Here is a 21,441-nt window from a genome sequence, read left to right as displayed (position 1 = left end):
GAAATGTACCTAAATGCTCCAGGAGCTTTCCGGACGGTCATCCTGTTCAGCATCCAGCGCAGCCTGGTACGCATTGACCAGTTTATCCGGCTTGCTGATCAGAAAACCCTGGATATCCGAACACCCGGCGTCAATCAGGAAATTTCGCTGTGCCCGGGTTTCGACGCCTTCAGCAACAACGCCCATACCAAGGCTCTTTGCCAGGACAATGGTGGTTCGGACGATTGTGGCCGCGCTTTCGCTCGTATCAAGGTTCTCGACGAAGGACTTGTCGATTTTCACCTTATTGATCGGCAACCGCCAAAGGTGTTTGAGAGATCCATAGCCAGTGCCGAAATCATCGAGCGAGATCAGCACACCAAACTCATGCAACCGAACCAGATTTCGATGAATTTCCTCGAAACGCTGATCCAAAAGCACGTTTTCGGTAATTTCAAACTCAAGCCGCCCCTGCAGCACCTTCAGATTGTCCAACTGGCGCGCAACGCGATCCGGAAACTCCGGGTCGCACAACTGAGAAGTCGATAGATTGATAGCCAAACGGCCAGGATCAAATCCCTCGTTGATCAGATTTGCAAAGTCACGGCACGCCGCCTTGATCACGGCGCAGCCCAAGGGAACACCGAGCCCCGCATCCTCAGCGATGGCCACGAACTCGGCGGGCGATACAGGAGTTCCAATGTGCGCCCAGCGCGCCAACGCTTCGAAACCAACCAAACGGCCTGTTGCCGCCTCAACCTGAGGCTGGTAGGCAACAGTGATCTGATCGTTCGCGATTGCTTCCTTCAACCCTTGCGCAAGGTCTTGGCGCCGCTCAAGGCTACGCCTGTAAAGCGCGTCGTAACATCGCCATCCGTTCCGACCGGACGCTTTGGCCTGATAAAGCGCCAAGTCTGCACTCTTGAAGATTTCCGTTGCTGTATCGCCATCAGCCGGCACGCGTGCCAAACCCATTGAAACCGTTGAAGGAATTGTTCGCGACCCAAGTTGGACCGGCTGGCACAGCGCGGAATGTAGGTCGGGCATATCGGAGAGTCCGCCATCAAGACCACCAAGGCCCGGAACGATAAATGCAAACTCATCGCCTCCAAGACGTGCGACCGTGCCGCCACCGGCCCGGTCGACAAACCGTTCCAGACGGGCAACGGTTTCCTGCAGCAACAGGTCGCCGGCATCATGCCCCAATGTATCGTTGACGGATTTGAACTGATCCAAGTCCACGATACCGAACAGCGCGCTCTCCGATGCCGCCTTTGCACTTTCCGCTATTTTGGAAAGCTCCCGGATCATGACGTTCCGATTGGAAGCGCCCGTCAGCGAATCCGTATCGGCGATGCGCCGGATCTCCTCTTCCGCCCGTTTCAGCGATGTCACATCCGTTCGCACTCCGACACTGACACCGCCATCTGATACCCGTTCGCGAATTTGAACCCATCGACCATCGGTGAGTTTTTCCACCAAGATAGACTTGGGATTTCGATATGATTCCAATCGCCGATTTAACCAGCGTTCCTGTTGTTCTGGAGTATCTCCGGCATCTGCATAAAGGCCTATGTCGAGGCCATGAATTAACATCTCGCGGAAAGTAACCCCGTCCTCTATGGCAGGAGCGGTATCGGCGTAATTTGATCGGTAGGCGTGATTGCACATGATCAAATGGTCGTGGCTATCAAATGCAACGACAGCGTCAGGAATTGTTTCAATCACATCCCTCAGGAGCGTCCTGGCCTCTTCAAGCTCGCGCTTGTGGTTTTCCTCAGCTGTGATGTCCACAAAACTGGCCACCACTTCTTGTTCTCCCGTCGGCGAAGATCTTGTCGGTCGCGCATTCACCCGCAGCCACTGCACGCCACCATCGGGACGCTTAACCCCAACGATCTGGTTGATGACCGGCTCGCCAGTGCGCAGCACAACGGTCGACGGCATCTCGTCTCCGCCCATTGGACGGCCATCAGGAAATATCGTGCCCCAAGTCGGGTCCATGATTTCCTGCCCACGCATTTGGGCTTCGCTCATGTGCAAAAGACGGCAGGCCTCTGGATTGGCTGCAATAATGTCGCCGTTCTGATCATGAAGAACCACACCGGCCGTGACGTTGTCGACGATCGCCTGAAGTCTCTGCCGACTCTCAACCAATGCAGTAACATCGGACTCTATCGCCATATACCCGGTCAAAACGCCTGCATCATTTCTCAGCGGACGAATTTCCATATCCAGCCAATACTTTTGACCGGCTTTTGACTGATTAAGTATGGTTTCACGTACAGGTTCACCGGCACTGATAGCGGCTGTCAGGCGGGCGGAGGTTTCGGGGTCCGTTTCGTCACATCGCAGGAAGTGGCCTGGCTTACGGCCTGCGACTTCTTTCAAGGAGTATCCAGTTAACTCTTCGAAAGCCGGGTTTACCCATTCGATGGCACCTTCTGCATCCCCAACGATTACTGGTGTTCTCGTCGCATTGATAATTTGATCAGCAAACTTGAGGCGTCGTGTCAAAGCTTCCCGGCGAGTTACATCGCGCGCAACTCCCCAATGGCCAAGAAACTTGCCTCTTGGATCATAACGGGGCTCGCCGTGGACCTCAAAATGGGACGCAGATCCATCGCGCCCTCGGAGCTCGCAGATAAAGCCCTCGATGGCTTGTTGGTTGGTCAAGACTTCGTGGAATTTGGCTGGGCTCCCGTCGAGGCCCGCTTTGTCCTCGATGATTTCCCAGAGCTTGCTGCCAGTCCAATCAGGAAACTGTTTGACCATGAAGCCATCATCGCCCTGGATGCGCGTCAGCCGATGTTCGGCATCCGCCTCCCACAACCAATCTGACGATAGAGCCAAAAGAGTTTCGAGCCGCGCTTGTGCTGCAGCTTTTTGCCGTTCTGCCGCCACAAGTGCAGTCTTATCCGTCGCGATACCAATCCCACCGACGATGCGGCCGCCTATCACAAGCGGCACAAGAGTCGTCTCAGACATAATGCGGCCGTGACGGGTCTCCGTTTCGGTCATGCAATGGACCGTTTCCCCCGCCAAGACGTTTTTGTGCATCGAAGCCCAGAGTTCGACTTGCTCCTTGGGCATGCGCGTCTCGTCGGCCCGTTTACCGATCAGGTTTCCGAAGGCTTCCCGGTCGAGCTTGTTTTGAAAAATATACCTGCCTGCTCTGTCAAACACCCAAGCGGGTTGCGGCAGGTTTTCGTAAGCGGCACGCAGGAGATCGTATTCCGGAGCTTCAAAGCGGGAGTTCTCATCAAACTGAACAGGTTGCTTCATCGGCACTCACATCAGACCAAATGCGCTATTCCTCTAGGGCAAAACAGCACCTTAAGCAGCATTCTCAAGAGCAAAGACTAAAGAAAGCGCGAACACAAGCTTGTAAATTCAGCAGAATATGCAAAGAAATTTTTTGAGCTCTGGCGAGTGACTTGTTCTTCTGCAGATAATGACAATGGTCTTACGTTCCTGCCCGCTCATACCGCCAACTTGGGTCGGCGCTTTTCAGCGTCAAAGCTGCTAGCGGAAGTGCCACCGCATGGTTTGACTTGGACTGGTGACCACAGATATTTGAGACCGGTTTACCGAACCGGAACTTCAGAGGAACTCGGTGCTCACGGAACGTCCGGCTTCCGAGCCGGGAAATGTCGAGTGCCAGCCCGTTGGTGCCAAGTGTTCGCCGCAGCGCCGTCTACAACAATTCAGAATTTGGCTGTGCCCGGCCCTTAACGCTAAATGCCAAGAGCTTCGAACCAGCCAACCATCCGGTCCCGGTTCACACCTAGATCAGAGCCGCCGTAGACAAGGTGCGAGTAGATGTGGACGAAATCGCCTTCCACCCAGACCTGGGTGACATCCGGGAAACCCCAAACCAATGAACGATGGACGAATACGAGCGGCAAATCATCTAACGAGCCTGACACGCGGCGTGAGCGGGCGGTCTGAGCAATCTGCCGTTCCAGTGCAGAGAGGTCTACGGCCTCGAGCCGGCGGACAGCATAAAAACCGCCAGCAAGTTCCGTATCACCAGCGGCGAACCGCGTTGTCACCGCAGGAACATCCGCCCTGGTTACGGGCACAAAGCGGAAAAACAGGACCGCCCCCACTCCGCACAACACCACAACCAGAGCGACCAGTCCCCAGAACCATGAACTGCCGAAACCGAGTTGCAAGACGTTCATTATGTCCTCCGAGGCAAGGAACAGCCAAGTGGATTTTGCCTGAAGCGTGCGTCGGACAGCCTGCGATGGTTTTCCCCAACGCAGTTCAGACGAGAGCTTACACCCGCTTCATCGCAGCGCACATCAATCAATCCGATAGGCAAGCAACACATCCTTGGACACGAAGTTAAGAGCACTTTCATGAGTTGCACGGGCTTTAACTTTTGGAGCCGCCCCCGCTTCATGCGCCTCCTTCCAGCGCAGGGCGCATAAACACCAGCCATCTCCCGGCTTGAGCCCAGGAAAACCGGAGGCTGGAATGGGCGTTTTTAGATCGTTCCCGCGTGCCTTTGTGAAAGATAAAAATGCCTCCGTCACCACAGCGCAGATAACATGGCTCCCGCGGTCTTGATCATGCGTGGCACAAAACCCATCCCTGAGATATCCGGTCATCGGGTCGGTACAACAACTCTCAAGAAGATCGCCAAGAATGTTTTTTGCCATACGTCACTTCCGTCAAAAATGGAGGTAAAGTTGCCATTGCGGTCAGCCGCCAGCCAGATAGAGCAAGACATCCATGCGACAAGGCAGATGGCATCAGCAAGACCCCTGAAAATTCAGGTTGAGCTTTTCGTTGAAGTTGTCTCGTCGATGAGATCTTCTAAGGTCATGCTGCAAGATAAAATCCGGAGGAAAGCGACATGGTCACCTCTCTAACTGACGATCAGCTGAGATCTCTTTTGGAAACAGAAGAACAGGATATGAGCGTCGTATTTTCCGATCCGAATGTCCCTGACAATCCGATGATCTTTGTCAGTGATGAATTCGAACGCCAGACCGGATACACATCGGCCGAAGCCGTTGGACGCAACTGTCGATTCCTTCAAGGTCCCGAAACCAACCCGTTCGCGATCGAAGCAATCCGGCAAGGTTTGAAGGCGCAAACGCGCTTTACAATCGATATTCTGAATTATCGAAAAGACGGAATGCCCTTTATGAACCGGTTGCGCATCAGGCCAATCATCGATGGCGATGGACGGCTTATTTTCTTCGCTGGTGCGCAAAACCCGGTGTAGATAGCGCAGATGCAACGGTTGGACCGCTGGATGTCAACCCATCACTTGACTTGGTCCAGTCCGCGTACATCCGATTTCGAACGCGGTGCACGGGTTTGGTAAATGGCAAAGGCCGCCTCAACAGACAAGTCAGGCGGCCAATTATTGTTGGCGTAAAATGTCGAGTTAAACTCGCATCCGCCCGCGGCCTCGTTCAATTGGCTGCATCATAGACGGGTTGGCAAATTCTCTCATGCTTTTCGAGTAATCAGGAAACCAGGATGCGACATCCATGCGCATCCGGCCTCCTTGCATTTGTGCGACTAAAGCTCCACGACGACCTTGCCGATCGCCTGCCCGCTTGTCAGCCGGTCATAGGCCGCTCCAACTTCTGTATGGCCAAAACTCGTTGCATCCAAAAGCGGTTTCAGCTCCCCAGCATCAACGATTTCGGCAAGCTTGGTGAGAATGACGCCGTGCTCTGAGCGCTTGAAATCATGCAGCATGGGGATCAGCATAAAGACCACATGAAGGGACAGGCCCTTGAAGTGGGCGACGCTCAAGTCCAGCTCGACCAACGCCACCGTAGACGCGACATTCGCGTTCAGCGAAGCTGCCTCGAATGAGTTTGCCATATTGGCGCCGCCGACGGAGTCAAAGACTACATCAAAACCCCGGCCATCCGTGTATCTCGCCACATAGTCGGCGACCGGCTCGGAAGTGTAGTTGATCGCTGTCGCCCCGTATCCGTTGATCACAGACAGCTGCTGGTCTTTCGAGCCGGTCGCGTAAACCTCGGCCCCAAAATGTTTGGCAAGCTGCACTGCGACATGTCCAACTCCTCCAGCGCCACCATGAACCAGGACCTTTTGGCCCGCTTTAACGCCCGCGCGGGTGAGACCCTCAAACGCGGTGATACCAACAAGCGGGAGTGCTGCTGCCTCGCGCATGGTCAACGACTGCGGTTTCTTGGCAATTAGCCGCGCATCAACTGCCATCAGCTCCGCCAATGCGCCCGGCAGATCGGCCAGTCCGCCAGCACAGCCGTAAACCTCATCGCCCGGAGCAAATCGGTCAACGCCTTCTCCCACGGCCTCAACCGTGCCGGCAAAGTCCATTCCCAAGAGGGCTGGCAACTCTGGAGACAGCGGAAGGTCGGTTCCCATCTGTTTTATCATTGTATCAACAGTGTTGACGCTGGTCGCGCCAATGCGCACGAGCACTTGTCCGGACTTCACCTCAGGTTCCGGCAATTGGACAGCATCAAATTCTGCAGCCTCACCATATGTCCTTAAGACCATCGCTTTCATACATCATCTCCTTGAACAGCGTGTTGCCCCGAAGATGAGGATTTTCATTTTCCGTATAAACCGGTCGAAATAACATTCTGTTTTCGGTTTTTGCGCATAAACGCTAAGCTGATCGATAAAAAACATTTCACGGAGCTGTTTGCCGAACCCGCAGTTCTTGAGTGGGTTTGTCAGATATGCCGCATACAGGCAAATGGATCGGGTCTGGCATTTGTCCGCCGCTGCTCCATGTGCTCTCCAAACAACTTTGCGAGGGCGGCGATGGTGCGCGCAAATCACGACCGGGCAACGCTTCAGCAGCCCGTCCATGAGCTTTTGCAGGAACACAGCCAGTTCGAGATCCGGCACTACCCGGCAGCAGGTGCCGTCCGGATCATAGAAAGCAACGGCCGGAGCGCCGCAACCCGAAACGGGTTCAACGCTCTTTACAGCTACATCACCGGAAACAACGAAGACCGGCATCACTACGACATGACCGCGCCGGTTCTGCAGCGGGCGTGTAGTACAAATCGCGGTTCTCAGCACTTAGGCGATAAAGGCGATCTGATGGGTGGTGACTGGGAGATGTTTTTCTTTCTGCCTGACGGTGTCGACGCGGCTTCCGCAGCAGAGCCGGTCAATACACGCATTGAAGCGACGACGCTTGGCGAACGAAAGGTGGCGGTCCGCAGCTTCTCCGGCCGGTGGTCGGATCAAAATTTCGCGGATGAGGCGATGCACTTGCTCGCCAGTCTGACAGAGAACGGTTTTACAACCACCGGCCCGGTCTCCTTCGCATTTTACGATGCACCGTCCATCCTCCCGGCTAAGAGGTATAACGAGGTTCAAATTGAGGTCGAGTAACGCTGAACAAGAGATGCTGCCACTGAAGACCAAGTCTTCGATGCGACGCAAAAAGCTGACGGAACCGTCCGAGCTGTCTGAGGAGCATGCCAGTGAGGTGATCGAGATGGCCCTTTCCGATCACGTCAGTTTTGCCGAGATTGAACTGGAATACGGGCTTTACGAACCACAGGTCAAGGCGCTGATGCGGGATCGCTTGAAACCCTCCAGCTACCGGGCCTGGCGCAAACGGGTCCGCAAGTTCTCCGACCGGCGCGCGCATTACAAATGACGGCACGTAGGAACAGCTGCTGACAACTTATAAACCGAGCGCGCCGTACTTCAGCAGCACCGGCACAACCAGCTCTTCCTCATCTATCAGGTGGCGATCAAGCTTATCGGAAAGTCGCTCGACTGTTTCATGAAAAGCAGCGATAGGGTTTGTATGTTCGGCCCTCTGCGACAAGACGGTTTTGGCCTGATCTACAAACCCCTGCAGATGGGCGTCCAGCAAGTGGTGATCTGAGTCCAGTAACTCAAACCCTTGAGCGAGCCGATGGTCTTTAGACACAAGCACCGGAAAATAGTGATGATCTTCGATCGTATGGTGCCCATGCAACTCAGAAACCAGCAAGGATCCGTATTGAGCGAGGTTTGACGCGAAAATCTCTGGCGCGATCTCTTTACCAAGCCGATGCTCACACAAGGAATTCAGGCGCGCAAGAAGATCCCGGAACATCATGTGCCGTTCGAGCCAGAACTGGATCAGACCGTTGTAGCCAGCATCTTGCGTCCATCCGGTGCGTGGATAGTCCTCCAAAAGCACGCGCAAGGCATCTGGAAGCGCGGTTCGATAGTTCAGTGAGAGCTTTTCGTCCATAAGAATTCGCAGGAAAGGCCGCCCAAGGCTGCTGATTGAGCTTTCTGTCGGCGGCTGTGGTTCAAAAATGAATTGACGCAGTCGGGATATAGCGCTGTGGCGCCGTAATCAAAGGGCTTCATGTCTTTCGACAATCCTAACGCGCAGTCACAATAGCGCAAACCCGCGCGAGATTGCCATGGAGCCCACCTGTTCTATCTGACGTTTGGTCAGCGGCGGAGGCCGCACAGCAAGTTAACGACTGGATTTAAGGTGGGATTTGATATGCGTTTCACGATACCGCTCTTGGCTGCGATGATGCTGACCGGCCCGGCCCTAGCCGAAGACGTTGCCTATGACGTCTCCGGAGAAGCCTTCACCGGATATTTTGCCAAGGCTGAAGACCCAAAAGGCCTTGTTCTGATCGTTCATGACTGGGACGGCATGACCGATTACGAACGCAAACGGGCGGATATGCTTGCGGACATGGGTTACAACGCCTTCGCCCTTGATATGTTCGGCAATGACACACCAACCGAAACAGTTGACCATCGCAGGGCTGCAACCGGAGCCCTTTATCAGGACCGCGATCGCATGAGGTCCCTGATCCAAGCAGGTGTTGATCAGGCGAAACAACTGGCGGGTAACACCCAAATGGTGGTTATGGGGTACTGCTTTGGTGGTGCGGTCGCCCTTGAAATGGCCCGCAGCGACATGTCCGGCATGGCGACCGGCTATGCCAGCTTCCATGGCGGACTGTCCACACCAGAGGGTCAATCCTGGACCGGCGATGAACCACCGCTTTTGGTTTTGCACGGTGGCGCCGACACATCAATCACGCTGGATGATGTTGCAACGCTCGCCAAAGAGCTAGAAACCGCCGGCACGCCTTACGCCATAGAAGTATACTCTGGCGCGCCCCATGCCTTCACAGTCTTCGGCTCGAACCGTTACCAGGAACGGGCTGACACCGCGAGCTGGGATGCCTTCTCGACCTTCTTGAGTGAACAGCTCTAACCGCATCTCTTTAATCCTGCGCGGCCAACAAACCGCGCAGTCCCGGACGATGGCGCGATGTGAGTAAATGTTCTAAAGGCGGTGCTGTACGCGATTTCGGCGGAAAAACCGTCGCAAAAACCGCCCAGCCACCTCTCAGAGTGAACCCGAATAGACAAAGAAAGTGCTCATGCAAACTTTGAAGTGTCTGTTTCTTATGCTCGCTTTCGCTGGCAACGCGAAGGCTGAAGAGATGGTCAGTATCGGCAGCTTTGGAATAGATAGGACTGAGGTCACGATCGGCGCGTTCCGCGAGTTCATTGATGCCACAAACACAACAACGTCGGCGGAAATCGCGGGCGGCGGAGAAGTGTATGAATCCGGCTGGGTTCAAAAACCTGGCTGGAACTGGCGAACGCCCTTCGGCCTTCCCGCGTTGGACACGGAGCCCGCCGTGCACGTGACCTACGATGAAGCATCAGCCTATTGCGCCTGGCGCGAAAAACGTCTTCCAACTGATGCGGAGTGGGTCGAAGCCGCTTACACGGAGCATCGGATCTCACCGCCCGCGCCCTTCGAACCGGGCGTGACATACCCCTACCCAACCGGAAAGATCCCGGAGGGCGCCAACTGCCTGCAGGGTTGCGGCGCCTCACCGGCTATTGACGTCAGTGCTGTCTTGCGCCGTGGCACCGGCCATGCTCCAGCTGGAACAACACGGCCCGGTGCCAACGGTCTCTACGATATGGGTGCAAACGTCTGGGAGTGGACCGACAATGGCGCGGGCGGTCAAAAAACAACGCGCGGCGGCTCTTGGTGGTATGGGCCGCAGCAAATGCATAGGGATCACATCGCAACAAAACCGGCAGGCACAGCGGTGGTCTATATCGGCTTTCGCTGTGCCCGGTCTTTGTAGGCGGAGCTGCTGCCAGTGTCTTGGTCAAAAGAAAACCAAAATCACCTCCAATCAAGAACTTCCATGACGAAAGGAACACCATGCGTCGACTCTTGATCTGGAGTGCCTGTTTTGTCCTGTTCAATCTGGCTCTGGGGCTGACGGCCTATCTGTCGGGCGACCGGTCACCGGACACCCACTGGAGCACTGCCAACCGGGAGCCCATCGGCATTGCGCCAAATCCAAGGACGGAACAGCAAGCGATCGTTCAGGTTTACGCGGCGCGCGCGTTCAGCTGGCGCGGCTATTTTGGTGTCCACAGCTGGATATCTGTGAAACCGGCGAACGCGGATCATTTTACCACTTATGAAGTCACGGGGTGGCGGGTCCGCTACGGCGGCAACGCCGTCCGGGCCTCCCGGCGCGCACCGGACAGCCGCTGGTTTGGCTCCGAACCAGAGCTTCTGGCAGAACTGCGCGGCGAACCGGCAAGCGAGGCGATTGTACGCCTGCAAACTGCCATTGACGCTTACGAATTCAACAGCATCTACACAGTCTGGCCCGGCCCCAACTCGAATACATTTGTCGCCCATCTTGGCAGAATGCTCCCTGAATTGCGGCTGGACCTGCCCCCTACCGCTGTTGGCAAGGACTACCTGGCCTCCGGTTTGTGGGCCCCAGCACCGAGCGGGACTGGATATCAACTGTCCTTGATGGGGCTCTTTGGGGTTTTGGTTGCCTGGGAAGAAGGATTGGAGCTGAATATTCTGGGCCTCACCTACGGCATTGATCTCAATGATCTTTCTCTGAAATTGCCAATGATCGGGCGGATCGGATTTTCATCCGGAAATACGCCTTCGGCCTGATGATCGCTGGGCGAACGGCAGAACAGCTGCCCTGATCAGCGATCCTCCAACCAACCTTTGATCGGCACGCCTCTCCTTATAAAAGCCGTTCCTGCGGTGTTTGGCCACGCTTGCCGGCTGGCCTTCCTGGTCGATTTTCACCCGCAGACATGAGCGCTTAGAAACGCTTAGCGAACAGGAATTGGAGGTCTGATGGCGAACATATTGGTGATTGGCGCCAGCCGGGGCATTGGCAAAGCAGTCTGTTTGGCAGCTGCGGAGAAAGGTCATGCGGTGCGCGCAATGTCTCGCAGCGGGGCAACACCGATGGGGAAAACCGGCGCGGTTGAAGCAATCCAAGGCAATGCATTGGATCGCGGCGACATCGATCGTGCGCTTGATGGTGTCGACACAGTCGTCTTGGCTTTGGGCGTTCCTGCTTCCCTGGACATGATCACAGGCCCTGTAACCTTGTTTTCAAAGGCCACCCAGGTGCTTCTTCCGGCGATGGAGAGTGCCAACATCGACCGTCTCATAGCCGTGACGGGATTTGGGGCCGGTGATAGCCGCTCAGCCATCAATCCGCTGCAACGCCTCCCGTTCAAGGCGCTTCTCGGACGCGCATATGCAGATAAAACCACCCAGGAAGCGATGATCTCGGAAAGCGGGCTTGATTATTTGATTGTTCGGCCGGGCGTTCTGACAAATCAACCCAGATCCGGGCGGTACAAGGTTCTGGAAGACCCGAAAAAATGGCGCAACGGCGTCATTGCACGCGCCGACGTTGCCGATTTCATCGCGGGCCGGCTGACAGATGAAACGCTTGGATGCAAAAAACCGGTCCTGATCCGCTGGCCCTTGTGATCTCTTGACGCATATCTCAGCGCATCAGGCGATGGGTGACTGGTTGGACCAATGGCCATAAGCAAAACTGATCCAGCTCTGCAAAAAACGAAAAACGCAGCAAAAATTCCAACATCTGGAAATCCATATCAAAATTGACTGCGTAACAGCATCAGATCCCGAACTTGGATCTTGTTTCAACGCAAGGTGTGCTGCGCTCCCCCTGCAGCAAATTGCGTTCTCCTCCTGCTGACCCGCCAACACCAGTTGGTGGGTCTCTTTTTTTGAAGGTTCGGCCTCATCAGCATGCGGCACCAACGGGTTGACGGACTTCAGGTTGCCTCGACCAGCAGTCGATGCAAAAAAACGGATCGAATACCAAAAACAAAAAAGCCGACCCAAGGGCCGGCTTCTTTATGAACTCAATCACTTGGTAGTGTGATTGATGGTGCGGTCGAGACGCCCAAAATCAAATACTTTTATTATATATTTCAATGACATAAATTTTTCTGCGATTCATTTTGGGGTAAAAGTTGGGGTAAAAACTGGGGTAAAGAGTCCTCAGGTGCGAAGGCGAAATATACATCTATTGATTGCATTTCTATAAAATGCACGTAATTTAAAACCTTCCTTTCCCTGCTGACAGGTAAGAGGGTCCGTATGCGCGCACTTGTTTTCTCGGTTGCAGTCCTGTTGCTTCTGTCGCCGCCGGGCCTGGCACAGCCAGTGGAGGTGCTTTTCCAGGCCGTGATCACGACCGAAGGAAAGGCCTGTCCCGCCGTCACACGAGTGAAGGTCCTTGGGAAGTCGACCAGCGGCACGAGCTTCGTCGCGGCGGCCTGTTCCGACGGCAGCCGTCATGTGATCGAGATACTGCCGGATCTCGCGCTCAACTACATCTCCAGCTGCAGCACCTTTGAAGCCGTCAGCGGGACGTCCTGTTTTTGACCGGCACGATGCTCGGCTTTGGGGCCATGTTGGAAAGCCACACGATCCCGAACACCAACGCAGGCCTTAGCCGGCCCGCACCACTTGCCCAACCGCTTTCCAGGGTCGGTCGCATCCGATCACGGTCGCACGCTTCGCGTTGAGCACGCAGGAGGCGGGAAATTGCGCGCCCCCTTTGTTCAAAGGGGCTGCGACAAAAACAGCCAATTGATGCGGCCAGGCTGCGATCTACTTTTGGTGTTGCAAGGCGGTCGCGGAAGCCGCTCACAAAAAGGCCCAGTGCTGCCGCAGGCGTGTCCCCCAACCGACGTCTCCAGCGCCGACAGGCTTGAAAGATGAGCGGCAACCGCGGTCTCCTGCACTCAGGCATTGGGGCAAAAGGCTCAGCTCCGATCCTAACCTCGATCGACTTGCAGACCCGGATGTCTCACTAAAGAGCATCCGGGCTTTTTTGTGTTCCGAAAACCGATCAACAAGCGTGTTCGCTCCGGGCTCAGCCAGCCACACAGGCCCTGTTCGGAGCTCATGCGGTAAGGCGCCCAGAAAGCCATTTTGTCTCACCGCGCCCGGCCGGTTCCCGCCGTTGGCAAGCGCACGACATTGCCGGCCCCGCCCGGATCCGGCGGCCCGGAATCAAGCACCACCCGGATGCCCTGGCGCACCACCAGCCGCCCGCCCGGACGGGTTTTCAGGGCCGCATCAAAGACCAGCTTGATCAGCTGATAGCTCTGGGCCGCGGCAAGCAGCTCCAGAAATCCGCGCCCGTCCGGGCTCCAGACTTCCAGGCGAAAGCCGAGGCCGGCCAGATGCCGGTCCGCGCCGGAGGGGGTGAGCAGCCGCCGGGCAATTTTCTCGGCCGTCTCCGGCCGCAAGGTGACCATTCGGCCGCGCGCGGCCCGGGCCCGGATCAACTGGGCCAGCTCTTCTTCCGTTGTCCAATCCGCGCTCATGTTCTTCTTATGTTCTCAAGTCACGAAAACCGTCAAGCGCCGATCCGGAAAAGCTCACATCGCATTCAGGACAGGCCCTTGCTCTGACCCTTTACTGCCGATTGCCCCTTCAAAGGCGGCACATCTTCCGGTTAAGCTGGGTGCCTGTTGCACCCCGGGAAAAGAGGCTCCGGCATGTCCAGAATCAAAGAGAGTGACGATGAAACCCGGGGTTTGGGGGACGCGCTTCTGGCCTTTGCCCGGGCGGTTCATGAATTGGCGCCGGACTGCCTCGACCCGGCCATTGCCGCTGCCTACGACGCGCTGGACGCGGAAAAGGCCAGACGCCCGAACGCCGATCTCAGGCTCGGATATGAATTCCTTGAGCTTGCCCAGGCTCAGGGAACACCGTTGATTGTACCAAAGCCAAAGCTGCAGTGAGCGCGGCAGCGTCTCCGAGTGCGGCCGCCAAATTCACGGCTTTTGCAAACACCTCAAGACAGATGTTTTCGTAAAGGAACCCATTCGTAATGGGTGTCCAGCGCATCCTTCAAAACTGCTTCAAAGCCACACGCCTGGTAGAAGGAATTGGCTGGACTTCCGTTCAAGGCCATCAACCGGACCGGCAATCCGGCAAAGCGCGCTTCGGCCTGCACGTCGTCGACGATTGAACGCCCGATCCCCCGGCCCTGACAGGCTGAAGTGACATAAAGATGATCGAGGTAGATGTGATCGGTGTTTCGTCGAACAACAAAAAATCCAACCACCGAACCTTCTAAACGGATTATCTTGGTATCTGCAGCACAAAAGGTGCTCAGGAACCGGTCTCTGGCGCGCACGGGATCGAACCGCCCGGCAGCCTCCAGGCTCGGGCGCATGGCCTCAACCCGAAGTGCGGCCAGTCCCTCTGCATCCGCTGCATCAGCAGTCTCTATTCGAATGTCAGCGCTCACTCCGCGCCCCCCTTAGGCTATAGAAAGGCCTGATCTGATACCGCCGCTCGATCCAACAGGTCATTCACGTCCTTTAGGACAGCACATGGGCGGCAACAAGCATCTGCGGGACCGGGTCATCCGCAGACCCTAAAACTTCATGCCGATCTTAAAGCTCGCAGAATGCGACAGGGTTTCCGATCCAATCCCGGCTTCATACCGAAGTTGCGCCTCAAGTTTATCCTCCCAAAAAAGGGACGCTCCCGTTGCCAGAGTCGCCATCACATCCTCTCTTTCAAAGTCCTGGTCAATGCCCGCTTGCGGAAGAAAGGAATTGGGAAGGGAAACCGTCACGCTTGAATCGTTAAGGGCAATCCGTGCGCCTGCTTCCACATAACCGCGGGCCAGAACACCGTCCCCGAGATCGAAGGCATCGGAGCCAACACGGACCGCAGGGTGCAAATCTGCGAAGAAATGTGTCTTCGGAACCACTTTAAGGTTGAGAGACCCGGCCCCCCGTTCCTGATAGCCTTCATCTTGGATCAATGCGAGATCAAGTTCCACCAACGGCAGGATATTGATGGTGTCATACTCAAAGAGATAACCCGCCCGAAGCCGCGTTGCGACAGAATAAGTCTCTTGATCTGAGCTGGCGATCATCGACGAACCAGGAATGGAAACCATTCGCTTGTTGTCTCCCCAACCGTAGCTGCCAGCCAGCGACACGGAACTGTAGATCGGACCGTTGGTGTATTTCAGGATGGCACCGGCATGGATGCGGTGGCCATCACCTGATGTTGTTTCACCTTGGGAATAGGACTGCTCGTATGCACCGGACACCCCAACAACAACGTTCGGCACGATTTCCTGTTGGGCCCCCAGGCTGAACATGGCGCTGGTGACACGGTTGTTCCAATCAAACCGCGTGGTATCAAAAGACACCTTGGACCAGGTACAGTCGTGCTGCTGTATCATCGCAAAAGCACCCGTTGCGCTACCACAGCTCTGCATGTTGTTGAGGTGTGCAGTTGTGGACGCGCTGGTCGCCTGCGCCGTGTAGTGATGATTGGACGCGTCTAAAACCTCCAGTTCCTTCACTAAGGCCGTCGTGTCCAAAGCGTTCGCTGCTTGAAGCGTCACTGCATACAGCTCTTGCGCCGCAGCCTGCCCCCCGGCAGCAGAAAGAAGTGACAATTGACCATCAACGTATTCGGCAATCGCTCCAGCATTCCCCGTAAGGCCCGCACCACCGAAATCAACCGTCGCACCGGTCACGTCGACCAGATACGTGCTGCCGTCGCTGGTGCTTTCAGTTCTTGATTGGTAGGTGAATGTGGTCGCAGCTGTTCCTTGCGCAAGGCCAAAGGGGAGCGGGTCACCTGCAACGATTGCTGAGCTTTGCCCATCGTCCCGTCCGTTTTCAATGATGGTTTGAGTGACAAACGAACGTCCCGGTAATGCCGTCAACTGAGGGATCGTCCTTCCGCCGCTGTCGGCTGAGAAAAAACCACCCGCGCTGATTTTGCTGGACGATACACCGTTCGGGTCCAGGTTCAGGAAGTGACGCCCGCCCCGCAGATGATAAAACTCGCCGGTGAAGGATCCGGTCAGATCCCCGCTGTTTTCAAACCTCGGCATTTCACCTGTTGACCCATCGTAATTTAGTTGAATGTCTCCGAACACGACGCCGGTCTTGCCGATGCGGTAATTTCCCTGACCATTGGATGAGAGAGCTGTCCGGCCAGAAGCATTGATTGATCCGTTGATTTCAACGTCTATGTTCGAGGTCGTTGTTTGATCAATGAAAATACCACCTGCAGCGCCACCTGTGGCAGTGATCGATGCGCCATCTTGTACCTGCAGCCCGTACCTGGACGTGGCACTCGTTTGCAGAGGGCTATCCGCATATACTGCCCATGAATTGGCACCCGAAACGGCTAGGTCACCGCCGAGTGTAACATCAATGTTGTCAGACTGAGCACGCACAGCATGAGCTGCCGATCCACTCGTGGAAACGCTTGATCCGGGCCTTAAGTAGATTGCAACTGCATTGTTGCTCTGAGACGCGCTCGCATTGCCAACCGTCTTGAAACCATCTGACGCAAAGACTGTTGTCGCGTTGGTCATAGCCTGCGCCAGAATGCCGTGCGCCGCATTGCCGCTTGTTGAGATGGTCCCGCCAAGACTGACATTCACGCCAATAGAGCTGTTGAAGTCGGATCCACTATAGTCGCCGGAGCTGATCGACATCGTCGCATCGGCCAAGGCCTTGTTCAAGAGCCAGGCCCCGCCACCACCACCGATCGACTGCGCGACGACACCAATCGCACCATCGCCGCTTGTCTTTATCTCCAGCGGATTCGATGACTTGGTGTCATCCACGACAACGCTGCCCCCAAGTCCGCGATTGCCGTTCGTCGCCAAATCGAAAGTGATGTGCTCCTGGCTCACATTCGTATGAGCTGATTGCATCAAGCCCCCGCCGCCACCGACGGATTGCGCAAAGATCCCATGGGAAACCTGACCTTGCGTGGTGATTGTGCCTCCGGGAACAACTTTCACGGTGCCACCGCTGCCACCATCTCCAGCTGACTGGCCAAGCCCACCGATGGACAGGCTCAGGTTGTCAACGGTGCCGGTTGTATCGGATTCCGACTTTTCAGCGCCACCTGCAGCACCACCGCCGCCGCCAACAGACTGCGCGAAAATCCCGACGCTGTTGTCGCCAACGGTCGTGATGGATGTCGCGGATGTGACGGTCACGACGCCGCCTTTACCGCCAGCGCCACCTGAACCCCCAATCTTGAAGCTGTTTTTGCCATCAACGTCGGCACCCGCTCCGTCGCCGCCGCCACCACCGACGGACTGTGCAAACAGGCCGATGGCGTTCTGGCCAGCGGTCACAATATTTGCAGGTGTTTCAATGGTGAGGTCGCCACCGTCTCCCGAGGCCCCTCCGGTCCCGCCGACCGAGATGGCCAGGATTTTTGTTGTCGCCTTGTACTTCTTTTGCGGGTCCGGCAGCTTCGGCGCCTCTTTGTATCCGGCATCGGACTCCCCGCCTTCACCACCGCCGCCGCCGACGGATTGCGCAAAAACGCCGTAGGACCGGTCTCCAGTGGTGTAGATTGCAGCGTTACCGGTCTCTTTTGTGATGGTCACGTTGCCGCCTCTGCCGGCAGCGCCTCCGCTGCCACCAAGTGCAAGGGAATAGGCACGCGAACCTTCCTGCTGGAACCCGGACGCCGAGACATCTCCGCCCGAGCCGCCACCGCCGCCGACCGACTGAACAAAGGCGCCGTGCGCCTGATCGCCGGTTGTTGCGATTGCTGCAGAACCGGCCATGGCAAAGTCTACCTGGCCACCATCACCGCCGCCGCCACCGCTGCCGCCGATCGCAACCGAGACATTGACCAATGTCGGTTCCTTTTCTTCGCTGTTTTCGCTCTCGCCACTGGAAGATCCGCCAGCAACGGCGGCCTCAAAAGTGTGAGCGCGGCCGCCGTCACCGCCCCCACCACCAATCGATTGCAGCTTGGCGCCAACGGACCGGCCACCGACCGTGTTGATGGTCGCCCCCTCAAGCATTTTGAACGAAACGCTGCCACCGTCATTGCCGGAGCCACCATCACCGCCGATACCGATGGAAGCCGCGACCTTAGACCCCTCTTCGGATTTGCTCAGCGCTGCAACCGCATTCAAGGAATAGACATTGCCGCCGTTGCCGCCACCACCGCCTATCGACTGTACAAGTGCGCCGTAGGATTTTTGACCAACCGTCACGATGGCGCCGGACTGGGACCCATTGATCTGGCCGCCCACATTGCCGCTGCCCCCGCTTCCGCCCAGGAAAACGCCACCCGATACGCCAAGGCCCTCGCCACTGACCAAAGAGCCGGAATAGTTATGGACAGAACCACCATTGCCGCCGCCGCCGCCAACAGATTGTGCGACAAGTCCGTGCGCCTGATCTCCCGTTGTCCCAATGTATGCCCCGGTGTCGAGCGCGAACGTGACTGCTGAACCGCTCCCACCTTCGCCGCCGTTACCGCCAAGATTGGCAGAGATGTCGACGGCATTCTTGCCCGCAGCTCCGCCCACGGACGTTACGTTGCCACCAGCGCCGCCACCGCCGCCGATTGACTGCAAAAGTGCCCCGACCGACTGGTGGCCGGAAGTTGCGATCTCACCGCCATGGTTGAAAGTGACGCTCCCACCTGCATTGCCATCGCCGCCATCGCCGCCGATATTCACTCCGAACTTGGCGGCACCGCCTTCATCACTGATTGCGCCGGCCGCCGAAAAACTGTTTACGGCCCCTCCGACACCGCCGCCGCCGCCGATGGATGAGACGGCAGCCCCGTGCGCTTGCGCACCGGTGGTTGCGATCCGTCCGCCTTTTCCGATTGTGAAACTTGTTTCACCACCGCCCCCGCCAATGCCGCCGCTGCCACCAAGTTTGGCCGTGGCCTCGAAAGCGTTTGAACCGAGGGAGAGACCGAGCGATGTGACATTGCCACCTGCCCCGCCACCGCCGCCAATAGACTGGATGAGCATGCCATACCCTTGGTCTCCGCTGGTCCAGATCCTGCCGTCATGTGTCGCTGTGACCTTACCCCCGAAGGCACCAATTCCGCCGTCTCCACCGAGATCGACCCCGAGGTTGACCGCAACGGAATCGTCATCTCCGGCAGCAACAGCGCCATCGTAAGCGTGTACGGAACCGCCGGTTCCACCACCGCCGCCGACGGAAAGCGCCGACACACCGTGGGCTTGCGTGCCACGGGTCAGAATTGCGGACGTCGCAGCGCTTGAGTATTCGATTTTTCCACCGATACCGCCGCCGCCGCCTTTGCCGCCGATATCAACATTCGCGTTGACGCTGTCTACGCCTGCAGCAGCATTGACCGAGGTGACGCTCCCGCCTGCACCGCCGCCGCCACCGATCGAGTGCAAGGCGGCACCGTCCGACCGGTCACCGAATGTGTATAGAACACCGTTGACCGAAGCATTCACCGATCCGCCCGCGCCCCCCGCGCCGCCCGAACCGCCAAGCGCCACATTTGCGGTGATTGCCACTTCAGACGCAGATGCGCCGAGCGCCGTGCTGTTGCCGCCGGCCCCGCCGCCGCCGCCAACCGAAAACGCAGAAAACGCGTTCGCAATTCGACCATTGGTAACAATCGAGCCACCGACCTGACCGGTTACATCTCCTCCAAAGCCGCCTTGGCCGCCACTGCCGCCGAGAGAGACATTCAGTGTTAAGGAGGGTCCTTCCGCATCGCCGGACACTCCGGCCGCGAAAGCGCGCCCTCCAAGACCACCGCCACCGCCGACCGACATTGCAAGGACGCCCGTGCTGAAATTGCCGGATGAGTTCGTTCCGGTTGCAATTTTGCCAGATCCGCTCTGGGTGAAGCTGACCGAGCTGCCCGACCCACCTTGGCCGCCACCGCCCCCCACAGAGGTTTGGAACGACGCGCCGACACCAACGGCCACGCCGGACGCGGCGCCGCCGTCGCCACCGCCACCGCCGATTGACATCGACAGGATGCCCTTTGAGTGGTTACCAGTTGTTTCAATGGAACCGCTGTTTGTTGTAGCAACCGTACCGGAATTGCCGCCGCCCCCACCGGAGCCTCCAACGGCCACGCCAACAAACAATCCGACATCAAGCGCTGCGCCGCCATGGCCACCGCCCCCACCGACAGATAGGGCCGAAACACCATGCGCTCCGTCACCGGATGTTCCAATCAGCCCGCCATTGTTGAAGATGACATCCTCGGAGTTGCCTCCATTGCCCCCGCTTCCGCCGAGCGAAAAGAAAGCAAGTCCGGAACTGCCCCCATCGCCGCCATTCCCCCCGACAGAATGCAGCATGGCTGCTGTCGCGCCAACGCCCGACGTGGTGATCGATCCGTTTTGGTTGTTGACCGTGACGTCGGCCCCGGCGTTGCCGCCGACGCCGCCACTTCCGGCGCCGCCGAACCAGCCCCCTTCGCCGCCATCTCCCGCGGTCCCGCCAATACTGCGGGCCAGGATCCCGTAGCCATAGGCGCCCTGTGTTGAAACAGAACCGTCGTTCGTGACAGTGACGTCACCACCATTGCCGCCATTCGCTCCGCCAGCGCCCTCAGAAAACACGTGACCGCTCCCGCCACCGCCGCCCGTGCCGCCCTGGCTCAGAACCTCAATTCCAATCGCGTGATCCCTCGTAACGAGGATGGATGTGCCGCTGTCTGAAGTGAGCTCTATCACGCCGCCATCGCCGCCGCGGCCGCCTGCAGACCCGTCATGGATCGCGTCACCGTCGCCGCCCTGACCACCATCCCCGCCCTGATTGAGGATATAAAGGGACGTGTTTCCTTGGTTTGTGAGCTGAAGTTCAAGTCCAGGAAAACCGGCACCACCACGGCTAGACCGATCAAATGTGGATGCATTGCCGCCGTGCGGACCGTCCGGAGCTACACTAACAATATTTGTACTATCTTGGGTGGTGGCACAGACCGGCGGCCAAAGCGTTACGTATTCGACAGACCCGCAAGATAAACCATCATCCGCTTCGGAAAACGGACTAAACAAAATCAGCGTACTGAGGGCTGTTGTGCCGAAAAGCGCAAGTCGTGAAATTGCAGGAAATGAATTGGATAACTTTATAAATTGCATAAATCTGCCCCACCAGTTCAGCTAATAAGATCACTAGATGCGGCACATGGTTAACGAACTGTTAACCATGTGCACTCCCGGCAAAGTTAGCTGGCGAAGAAGGTTTATTAGGGCGCGTTTTTCAACAATAGACCCGGCAAAGAAACCACCCCCGTCAGAGATAAAGTGGCGGGCAGGACCTATCTCACATCGGATT

At 57.0% G+C, this 21,441-nt stretch carries 17 protein-coding genes; 9 read left to right on the top strand and 8 right to left on the bottom strand.

Annotated features, from left to right (window positions below):
• Window positions 1-9: 9 nt before the first annotated feature.
• The 3 genes from SADFL11_RS03190 to SADFL11_RS03180 form a co-directional block, all read right to left on the bottom strand.
• Window positions 10-3,264 carry an EAL domain-containing protein gene (locus SADFL11_RS03190; protein WP_050775962.1) on the bottom strand — a complete coding sequence of 1,085 codons (3,255 nt, stop codon included), beginning with the start codon at window positions 3,262-3,264 and terminating at the stop codon, window positions 10-12.
• A gap of 452 nt (window positions 3,265-3,716) precedes the next feature.
• Window positions 3,717-4,166: a DUF1499 domain-containing protein gene (locus SADFL11_RS03185; protein WP_008188563.1), complete on the bottom strand. Its 450-nt coding sequence runs from the start codon at window positions 4,164-4,166 to the stop codon at window positions 3,717-3,719.
• A gap of 123 nt (window positions 4,167-4,289) precedes the next feature.
• Window positions 4,290-4,649 carry a DUF2237 family protein gene (locus SADFL11_RS03180; protein ID WP_008197260.1) on the bottom strand — a complete coding sequence of 120 codons (360 nt, stop codon included), beginning with the start codon at window positions 4,647-4,649 and terminating at the stop codon, window positions 4,290-4,292.
• Between the two features lie 197 nt (window positions 4,650-4,846).
• Here SADFL11_RS03180 and SADFL11_RS03175 point away from each other — a divergent pair, with 197 nt between their 5' ends.
• The gene (locus tag SADFL11_RS03175; RefSeq protein WP_008197038.1) at window positions 4,847-5,221 is read left to right on the top strand and encodes a PAS sensor domain-containing protein; all 375 of its coding nucleotides are present in this window, start codon (window positions 4,847-4,849) and stop codon (window positions 5,219-5,221) included.
• Between the two features lie 302 nt (window positions 5,222-5,523).
• Here SADFL11_RS03175 and SADFL11_RS03170 read toward each other — a convergent pair whose 3' ends face one another.
• Window positions 5,524-6,510 carry a zinc-dependent alcohol dehydrogenase family protein gene (locus SADFL11_RS03170; protein WP_008196225.1) on the bottom strand — a complete coding sequence of 329 codons (987 nt, stop codon included), beginning with the start codon at window positions 6,508-6,510 and terminating at the stop codon, window positions 5,524-5,526.
• A 261-nt stretch (window positions 6,511-6,771) separates the two neighbouring features.
• Between SADFL11_RS03170 and SADFL11_RS03165 the strand changes: the two genes are divergently transcribed.
• Window positions 6,772-7,353 (top strand): SOUL family heme-binding protein, encoded by a 582-nt coding sequence (locus SADFL11_RS03165; RefSeq protein WP_050775963.1) that lies wholly within the window; start codon window positions 6,772-6,774, stop codon window positions 7,351-7,353.
• Between the two features lie 40 nt (window positions 7,354-7,393).
• Window positions 7,394-7,624: a TIGR03643 family protein gene (locus SADFL11_RS03160; protein ID WP_040452190.1), complete on the top strand. Its 231-nt coding sequence runs from the start codon at window positions 7,394-7,396 to the stop codon at window positions 7,622-7,624.
• Between the two features lie 27 nt (window positions 7,625-7,651).
• Here SADFL11_RS03160 and SADFL11_RS03155 read toward each other — a convergent pair whose 3' ends face one another.
• Entirely contained in the window at window positions 7,652-8,212 is a 561-nt protein-coding gene (locus SADFL11_RS03155) for a hemerythrin domain-containing protein (protein ID WP_008194050.1), read from the bottom strand.
• A 264-nt stretch (window positions 8,213-8,476) separates the two neighbouring features.
• Between SADFL11_RS03155 and SADFL11_RS03150 the strand changes: the two genes are divergently transcribed.
• From SADFL11_RS03150 to SADFL11_RS03130, 5 genes are all read left to right on the top strand, one after another.
• A complete protein-coding gene (locus SADFL11_RS03150; protein WP_040450706.1) occupies window positions 8,477-9,208 on the top strand; it encodes a dienelactone hydrolase family protein in 732 nt (243 codons plus the stop codon).
• A 169-nt stretch (window positions 9,209-9,377) separates the two neighbouring features.
• The gene (locus tag SADFL11_RS03145) at window positions 9,378-10,103 is read left to right on the top strand and encodes an SUMF1/EgtB/PvdO family nonheme iron enzyme (protein WP_040450707.1); all 726 of its coding nucleotides are present in this window, start codon (window positions 9,378-9,380) and stop codon (window positions 10,101-10,103) included.
• A gap of 80 nt (window positions 10,104-10,183) precedes the next feature.
• Window positions 10,184-10,948, top strand: coding sequence for a DUF3750 domain-containing protein (locus SADFL11_RS03140; RefSeq protein ID WP_134852883.1), 765 nt, complete (start codon window positions 10,184-10,186; stop codon window positions 10,946-10,948).
• Window positions 10,949-11,140: 192 nt separating this feature from the next.
• Window positions 11,141-11,791: an NAD(P)-dependent oxidoreductase gene (locus SADFL11_RS03135; protein ID WP_008196121.1), complete on the top strand. Its 651-nt coding sequence runs from the start codon at window positions 11,141-11,143 to the stop codon at window positions 11,789-11,791.
• 639 nt (window positions 11,792-12,430) lie between these two features.
• Window positions 12,431-12,718, top strand: coding sequence for a hypothetical protein (locus SADFL11_RS03130; protein WP_008194783.1), 288 nt, complete (start codon window positions 12,431-12,433; stop codon window positions 12,716-12,718).
• Window positions 12,719-13,275: 557 nt separating this feature from the next.
• Here the strand turns inward: SADFL11_RS03130 and SADFL11_RS03125 are convergent.
• The gene (locus tag SADFL11_RS03125) at window positions 13,276-13,668 is read right to left on the bottom strand and encodes a hypothetical protein (RefSeq protein ID WP_008196301.1); all 393 of its coding nucleotides are present in this window, start codon (window positions 13,666-13,668) and stop codon (window positions 13,276-13,278) included.
• Between the two features lie 174 nt (window positions 13,669-13,842).
• On the opposite strand from SADFL11_RS03125, the gene SADFL11_RS03120 reads away from it, so the two are divergent.
• Window positions 13,843-14,088, top strand: a complete 246-nt coding sequence (locus SADFL11_RS03120) for a hypothetical protein (protein ID WP_040450709.1) — start codon at window positions 13,843-13,845, stop codon at window positions 14,086-14,088.
• A 53-nt stretch (window positions 14,089-14,141) separates the two neighbouring features.
• Here SADFL11_RS03120 and SADFL11_RS03115 read toward each other — a convergent pair whose 3' ends face one another.
• Window positions 14,142-14,600, bottom strand: a complete 459-nt coding sequence (locus SADFL11_RS03115; protein WP_008190259.1) for a GNAT family N-acetyltransferase — start codon at window positions 14,598-14,600, stop codon at window positions 14,142-14,144.
• A 129-nt stretch (window positions 14,601-14,729) separates the two neighbouring features.
• Window positions 14,730-21,245 (bottom strand): hypothetical protein, encoded by a 6,516-nt coding sequence (locus SADFL11_RS03110; RefSeq protein WP_040450710.1) that lies wholly within the window; start codon window positions 21,243-21,245, stop codon window positions 14,730-14,732.
• Window positions 21,246-21,441: the final 196 nt, after the last annotated feature.

This window comes from Roseibium alexandrii DFL-11, assembly GCF_000158095.2.
In the GTDB taxonomy this organism is placed as follows: Bacteria; Pseudomonadota; Alphaproteobacteria; order Rhizobiales; family Stappiaceae; genus Roseibium; species Roseibium alexandrii.
The sequence above is the reverse complement of the archived record's forward strand: the minus strand, read 5'-3'. Positions and strand labels throughout refer to the sequence as shown.